Source organism: Actinomadura rubrobrunea NBRC 15275, assembly GCF_001552235.1.
Taxonomy (GTDB): domain Bacteria; phylum Actinomycetota; class Actinomycetes; order Streptosporangiales; family Streptosporangiaceae; genus Spirillospora; species Spirillospora viridilutea.
In genome coordinates, this window is the sequence record NZ_BCQU01000160.1 from 1 (window position 1) to 6770 (window position 6770).

Annotated in this window: 6 protein-coding genes; all 6 read right to left on the reverse strand. The window is 72.0% G+C overall.

Annotated features, from left to right (window positions below; genetic code table 11):
* Positions 1–109 precede the first annotated feature (109 nt).
* The 6 genes from AR3_RS28225 to AR3_RS28250 all read right to left on the reverse strand — a co-directional run bounded on the left by AR3_RS28225 (position 110) and on the right by AR3_RS28250 (position 6536).
* The gene (locus AR3_RS28225) at positions 110–994 is read right to left on the reverse strand and encodes a branched-chain amino acid ABC transporter permease (RefSeq protein ID WP_083952203.1); all 885 of its coding nucleotides are present in this window, start codon (positions 992–994) and stop codon (positions 110–112) included.
* Positions 991–2235: an amino acid ABC transporter substrate-binding protein gene (locus AR3_RS28230; RefSeq protein ID WP_067918579.1), complete on the reverse strand. Its 1245-nt coding sequence runs from the start codon at positions 2233–2235 to the stop codon at positions 991–993. Before AR3_RS28230 ends, AR3_RS28225 begins: the two co-directional genes overlap by 4 nt.
* A gap of 41 nt (positions 2236–2276) precedes the next feature.
* A complete protein-coding gene (locus AR3_RS28235; RefSeq protein ID WP_067918581.1) occupies positions 2277–2948 on the reverse strand; it encodes a GntR family transcriptional regulator in 672 nt (223 codons plus the stop codon).
* Between the two features lie 42 nt (positions 2949–2990).
* Complete coding sequence (locus AR3_RS28240) at positions 2991–3596, reverse strand: TetR/AcrR family transcriptional regulator C-terminal ligand-binding domain-containing protein (protein ID WP_227023406.1); 606 nt, start codon at positions 3594–3596, stop codon at positions 2991–2993.
* 518 nt (positions 3597–4114) lie between these two features.
* The gene (sigJ, locus tag AR3_RS28245; RefSeq protein WP_067918585.1) at positions 4115–5032 is read right to left on the reverse strand and encodes an RNA polymerase sigma factor SigJ; all 918 of its coding nucleotides are present in this window, start codon (positions 5030–5032) and stop codon (positions 4115–4117) included.
* Between the two features lie 238 nt (positions 5033–5270).
* Positions 5271–6536: a cytochrome P450 gene (locus AR3_RS28250; protein WP_067918586.1), complete on the reverse strand. Its 1266-nt coding sequence runs from the start codon at positions 6534–6536 to the stop codon at positions 5271–5273.
* Between the last annotated feature and the right edge of the window lie 234 nt (positions 6537–6770).

The window sequence follows — 6770 nt, forward strand, 5'->3', positions numbered from 1 at the left end:
GCGGCCAGGCTCCACCCGACCGCCGCGGGCCGGACGCCGGCCGGGCGGGGGTCCGGGGCGTCCCCGTCCGCCCGCCCGGCCGCGGCCTTCGACGCCAGCGTCCCGAGGCTCATCGCGCCCCTCCCGCGACGGGGTCGCGGGCCGCGAACAGGCCCCGCGGATCGACCAGAAGGACCCCGACGGCCAGCGCGAACACGACCGCGTACACGATCACCGCGGAGAAGAAGTAGGCCGCCCACGCCTGCGCGACGCCGACGACGATGCCGGCGGCCAGCGCCCCTCGCACGCCGCGCAGCCCGCCGAGCACCGCCACGGCGAAGCTGACCATCGTGTAGACCTCCGAGTCGCCCGGGCCGAAGGAGCCCACCAGGGCGACCATGGCTCCGCCCGCCCCCGCCAGCGCGGTCCCGATGCCGAACGTCAGCGCGTGGACGTGGCGCACATCGATGCCCGCGAGCCGGGCCGCCCTCCGGTTCATGCCGACCGCGCGGACCACCAGGCCCAGCCGGGTGCGGTTGATGAAAGCGGAGACGGCGCAGACGCACACGATGCAGAAGGCGAACGCCAGCAGGCGTCCCAGCGGCACGTCCACCCCGGCGATCGAAGGGCCGGCCAGCGCGTACGGCGTCACCAGCGCCTGCGGGCCGTTGGGGTGCAGCGTGACGATCACGCTCTGCAGCAGCGCCGACAGGCCGAACATCAGCAGCAGGGACAGCAGCAGCGGCGCGTCGACGAACCGGTTGAGCACCAGCCGCTGGAGCAGGTAGCCGAGCAGGAAGAGCACGGCCATGGCGATCGGCACGCCCAGGAACGGATCGGCGGCCAGATGCCCGTCGAGCCACCAGGTCAGGTAGGCGCCGATCAGCACGAACTCGCCGTAGGCGACGTTGATGATCCCGGTCATGCGCAGGGTGAGGGACAGGCCCACGGCGAGCACGGCCAGCAGGCCGCCGTCGAGCACGCCGTACGCGGTCACCTGGGCCGGCCCCGTCATCGCGCCCCGGGCCAGGTCAGCGTCGACTCGGCGGCGACGGCGGGCCAGACCGGCACCGGCCGGCCGCGCTGGATCTGCGTGACGGTCATGTGCTTGTACGCGTTGCGGCCGCGGGCGTCGAAGGCGATCCGCCCGAAGAACGACGGCTCGTCGAGCGCCGCCAAGGCCGACCGCACCGGCTCGGCCCGGTCGCTCCCGGCCCGCCGCACGGCCAGCACCAGGGCCAGGCACGAGGCGGAGGCGGCGGCGGCGTGGTACGGCGGCTCCCGGCCGGTGGCCGAGCGATAGGCGGCGGCGTAGTCGTCCGCGGTGCCGAACCAGGCGTCGCGGTTCTCCGGACGCGGCACCCACTGGCTGACGCCGATGACGCCTTCGGCGAGCCCGTTGAGGCGTTGCGGCAGCTCCGCCGTCGCCGCCGCCACGGTGAGCGCGATCGCCGTGCCGTCCAGCCCCAGCTCCCGGCTCTGCCGGACCAGCACGACCCCTTCGGCGAAGTGCACGGCCCCGATGATCAGGTCGGGCCGCTCCTTGCGGGCGCGGGTCAGCGCCGCCGACAGGTCCGTGGCCCCGCTGCGGAAGTAGCGGGTGGGCAGGACGCGCATCCCCAGCGACCGCGCCGTGCGCTCGCCTGCCCGCGTGACCGACCGGGAGAAGTCGTCGTCCGCCGACAGGAACACGACCCGCCGCGGCTGCGGACGCGCCAGTTCCCGCAGCGCGAACAAGATCGAGGAGGCGTACTCGGAGGCGGGCGAGATGACGGAGAAGGTGTTGCGGTACCCGCGTTCGGAGATCGAGTCGCTGGCGCCCAACGCGTTCACGAGGATCTGCCCGTTGCGCTCGGCGGCGGCGGCCGCGACCGCGGTGGCCTGCGAGCCGTAGGGGCCGAGCAGCAGGTGGTAGCCCCGGTCGGCGAACATGCCGACGATGCGGGCGGCCGCGGCGGGCTCCGAGTAGTCGTCGCGGATGTGCAGCTTCAGCCGGACCCGCCGCCCCGCGACCGGCAGCCCGCCGCGTTCGTTGACGCGCCGCTCGCACAGCCGGTAGCCGTCCAGCATCAACCGCGCCTCTTGGGCGAACTGACCGGTGAGCGACAGCGACACCCCGACGTTCAGGACCCCGTCCCCCAGGCGACCGGGGCCGCGGCGCCCTCCCTGGCACGCCGTGCACAGCAGCAGGAGGACCACCAGGGCGCCCGTGACAGGGCGGCGCACCCCCTTTCCCCGGAACACGTGGGCCGCCACGTCTCCTCCCTTGCCGGAGCCGGGCTCACCCGACGCCGGCCCTAAATGTCGGACAACAGCTCGGAGAGATCGTCGCTCGGCGCGTCGTTGGACCGCATCGCCGCGGCGAGCTCGCGGCGCGCCTCCCACAGGTGGGCTTTGATCGCCTCGGCCAGCCGCTCCGCGGAACGCTCGCGCAGGGCCGTGATCTCCTTGGCCATCTCGTTGCGGATCCGCTCCTGCCCGCCCAGCACGTGCGCGTAGTACCGGCAGTACGGTTCGACGAGGTTGAGCACCTGGGTCGCCAAGCGCACGCTGTGGGGTCGCCCCGACAGTTCGTACATGCGGCGGCGGAACGCGTAGTTGAGCCCCGACCATTCCTCGGGGTCCGGTTCCTTGGCCTCGTCCATGCGGCGCAGGAGGCCGGCCAACTCCTCGGCGTCGCACTCGCTGGCGTTGCGCGTGACCGCCTCGGCCAGCGGCGGTTCCAGCTGCAGCCGCAGGTCGTAGAGCTCCTCGACCTCGTCGGCGTCCAGCTCCGACACCACCGCGCCCATCCCGGACCGCATCGAGATCAGGCCCTCGCCGACCAGGGTGCGCAGCGCCTCGCGCACCGGCACCCGGCTGACCCCCAGCCGCCGGGACAGCACGTCCTGGTTCAGCGTCTGCCCGGGCCGCAATACCCGTTCGCGCACCGCCCTGCGCAGCAGGGAGGCGATCTCCTCGGGATGCATGCCGCTACTCCGCACGATCGATTCGCCTGTGTCCGGTGCGGGTCAGTGAGAGGGAGCCAGCGCGGCGACGGACAGCTCTGCGATCGCGGCGGCGTAGTCCTGATCGAGCGGGCCGGTGGGCAGCAACAGGCGGAACCACAGCGGGGCGAAAGTCAGGTCGATCGCCGCGTCCAGATCGATATCGGCCCTGATCTGACCGTCCTTCTGGGCTTTTTCGAAACGGGCGCGGGCCATGAACCGGTTGGGTCCGAAGACGCGTTCGGCGAACACCGCGGCGGCGTCCGGCGAGCCCTGCATGTCGGCGATCAGGGCGGTCAGGTGCGGGGCGACGCCCGGGTCGGTGAAGACCTTGGCCACCGCGGTGAGCTGGGCGCGCAGGTCCGCGGCGAAGTCCCCCGTGTCGGTGAGCAGGAACTCGGCGCCGATCTCCCGGCGGAAGGCGTCGATGAGCAGGGCGCTCGCGCTGGGCCAGTGGCGCCGCAGCACCTCGGCGGGCACGCCGGCGTGCGCGGCGACGACGGTCAGGGAGACATTTTCGTACCCCTCCGACCGGCAAATGTCCAGCGCGGTATTCAGCACATCGCCCTTCTCCGCTTCCGACAACTCCACGACGTTTACCATGATCGTCATGCTAACCTTCTGTTTCACGCCGAGCAATTCTCTTTCTCGACGCCGGATCTACAATTTATTGCTATTGCGCTCCGCGCGAAGACGCGTCGCGCGCCGGGCCGGACGGGCGTCCCGCCGGCGGACCTGCGGCCGCGCCCGACCGCCCGCCCGACGGTGCCGCCGGGTAGTCGCGGTCGCGCCGCCGATGCATTCGTCCAGTGCGACGACCTGACGATCCCGCTCGATGTGCGCTCGGCGAAACCCCAGGACGGAGCACGAAGCCTGACGCGCTGATGGCGCGCGACGCCCGCCCTGCCGCCGTCGAGGACTCCGGTCTCGAACACCCGGCGGCGCAACGCCATGGCGTCGAACAGACCGCGGTCGCCGAGGAAGCGTTCGACGCACTCGACCGCTTCGTCGAGCGGGCACCGTCCTCGCCCCGTGCGCAGCAGCCGCCATGCCGGAATGTCGATGCTCTCCGCGATGTCGACGGCTCGCAGAAGGGATGCCGGGCGCGGGTTCTCCGAACCGCCGCGGTTCTCCCGAACGGGAGCCGTTCAACGAAGGCCGTCGACCGCCGCGAGCTTGTCCGGGTTGGCGATCAGCCAGACGTCGGCGACGCGGTCGGTGGCCGCGTCGATGTCGAGCACCATCACCGCGGTCGGGGAGCCGCCCTCGGTGAACAGCACGGCCGGCCCGCCGTTGACGTCCACGATGGTCCCCGTCGCGTCGGCCGCTTCCCCGGCGGACCGCGGCGCGAGGAGCTTGCGGACGCCCTGGACGAGCAGCCCGCCGACCTTCCGGGCGCCCCGCACGGGGACACGGGGAGCGCCCGGCCGTCCGTTGCCGTCGCTCCACAGGGTGACGTCGGGGGCGAGCAGTTCGACCAGGCCGCCGATGTCCGCGCCGAGACACGCCGCCAGGAACCGCTCGGTCACCTTGCGGCGCACGGCGCGGTCATGCCGGAACCGGGGACGGCGCTCGCGCACGTGCGACCGGGCGCGCCGGGCGAGCTGGCGCACCGCCGACTCGGAACGATCCAGCATGGCGGCGATGTCGGCGAAGGAGAACTCGAACGCCTCGCGCAGGACGAACACCACGCGCTCCAGCGGCGACAGCGTCTCCATCACCACCAGCATGGCCATCGAGACCGAGTCGGCGAGCTCGGCGCTCTCGTCGAGGGCCGGCCCGGTCGGGATCGGCTCGGGAAGCCACGGGCCCACGTACGCCTCGCGACGCGCCTTGGCCTGCCGGAGCCGGTCGAGAGACAGCCGCGTCACGACCTGAACCAGATACGACTGGGGGTCGGTGACACCGGCGTGGTCCACGCGGCTCCACCGCAGCCAGGCCTCCTGGAGCACGTCCTCCGCGTCGACCACGCTTCCCAGGACCCGGTACGCGACCCCGAGCAGCAGGGGGCGGTGCTTTTCGAAGTTCGCGACCGGTACGGTATCCGGTTCGGTGACCACGGACATGCTGCCTCCTTAGGGTCCCTGGTAGGGAAGACGCGCGGGAGATCACTCACGTGACATTCGGCGAGCGGCCACGCGTCACCGGACGCCGATGCCGAGTGGACGACCGCGCTCCAATGCTCGACCGGTTTCCGTTCTCGACGAGGAAGACGCCGGCGGTGTCGGCGCGCGACGCGCGCGTCCCTCCCGCCTCGTCGCCGCGCTGCGCCGCGTCCGCCCCCGGCCCTCACCGCCTGCTCTCTCACGTGACAGGACGCGTCCGGGTGCCCGTCTTCGGGCCCTTGACGCCCGTCCTGACGTGCAGTTCCTCGAGCCCGCGCACCAGGAGGCTCTTCTTGTAGCGCAGGTCCTGCCGGGCCAGGGCCAGGTTCGGCGCGCGTTCGAAGACGGCCCGCAGCGCCACACGCGCCTGCATCCGCCCGAGCGCCGCGCCCAGGCACACGTGGATGCCGCCCCCGAAGGTCAGGTGCCGGTTGTCGGTCCGGGCCAGGTCCAGCCGGTCGGGATCGGCGTGCACCTCGGGATCGCGGTTGGCCGCCCCGCGCACGGCCAGCACCTGCTCCCCGGCCCGGACGACATGGCCGTCGTCCAAAGGCACGTCCTCCAGGGCGACCCGGAACGACATGTGCGTCGGGGCGTCGTAGCGGAGCAGCTCCTCGATCGCCGTCCCCTCCAGGTCCGGCTCCGCCAGGAACCGGGCGAGCTGGTCCGGGTGGCGCAGCAGCGCCAGCACGGAGTTGCCGATCAGGTTGGTGGTCGTCCCGTGGCCCGCGACGAACAGCAGGATGCACGTGCCCAGCAGCTCGTCCTCGGACATGCGGCCGTCCACCATCGCCCGGGTCAGGTGGGTGAGCAGGTCCGTCGCCGGTGCGCGCCGGCGCTCGGACAGCGAGCGGAAGTACCTGGTGAACGCCGCCAGGGCCCGGTCCCTCTGGCGGTGCCGTTCGGGGGTGACCTCGATGACGGGCCCGACGCCCCCCAGATAGTCCTGCGCCCACTTCATGACCTGGGGACGGTCGTCCTCCGGGATGTCCAGCAGCTCGCAGACGACGCCGAACGGCAACGCGTGCGCGAAGGAGCCGATCAGGTCGAACTCCTCCCGGGCCAGCACCTGGTCCAGCAGGCGCTCCGCCGCCTCCCGGACATAGGGGCGCAGGCCGTGGATCACGCGCGGGCTGAGCCAGGCCCGGACGATGCCGCGCAGCCGGGTGTGGTCCGGCGGGTTCATGAAGATGAAGAAGTTGCGCTGGCCGGCGAAGCCGGCCGCGATCAGGTCGTCGCCGCTCACCGCGTCGGGGTCCGGATAGCCGAAGCGCGGGTCGCGCAGCACCAGCGCGCACTCCCGGTGCCGGGTGAACAGCCAGAATCCGAGCGGGCTGCGAAAAACGGGCTGCTCGGCGCGCAGCCGGGCGTAGTGGGGATACGGGTCCGCCCGAAAGCCCGGGTCCAGGGGGTCGAACCCGAGGAGGACGGACATGCCGCTCGGCGAGACCGTGGAGTCGGTCATCCTCTCACCGCCATTCACCAGCGCCGCGGGGGGATGCGGAGAAAACCGGGAATAAAGTCACTCAATGCGACGACGGCACCGCGCGCAAGGCGGATGGCTGGTTATTGCCATTCAGTCCGAACATCATGCCACGCGACTGCTATTGAGCGACGACAAATCGGTGACTACCGTCTCGCCAGGGTTTCCGGGGAATTGAAGCATGGGAAACGGCGCATGACTGCAGAACGAGAAATT

What these genes read in the sequence shown, in the direction of transcription:
- AR3_RS28225 (WP_083952203.1), bottom strand. Translation starts at nt 994, where the DNA reads ATGACGGGGCCGGCCCAGGTGACCGCGTACGGCGTGCTCGACGGCGGC.
- AR3_RS28235 (WP_067918581.1), bottom strand. Translation starts at nt 2,948, where the DNA reads ATGCATCCCGAGGAGATCGCCTCCCTGCTGCGCAGGGCGGTGCGCGAA.
- sigJ (WP_067918585.1), bottom strand. Translation starts at nt 5,032, where the DNA reads ATGTCCGTGGTCACCGAACCGGATACCGTACCGGTCGCGAACTTCGAA.
- AR3_RS28250 (WP_067918586.1), bottom strand. Translation starts at nt 6,536, where the DNA reads ATGACCGACTCCACGGTCTCGCCGAGCGGCATGTCCGTCCTCCTCGGG.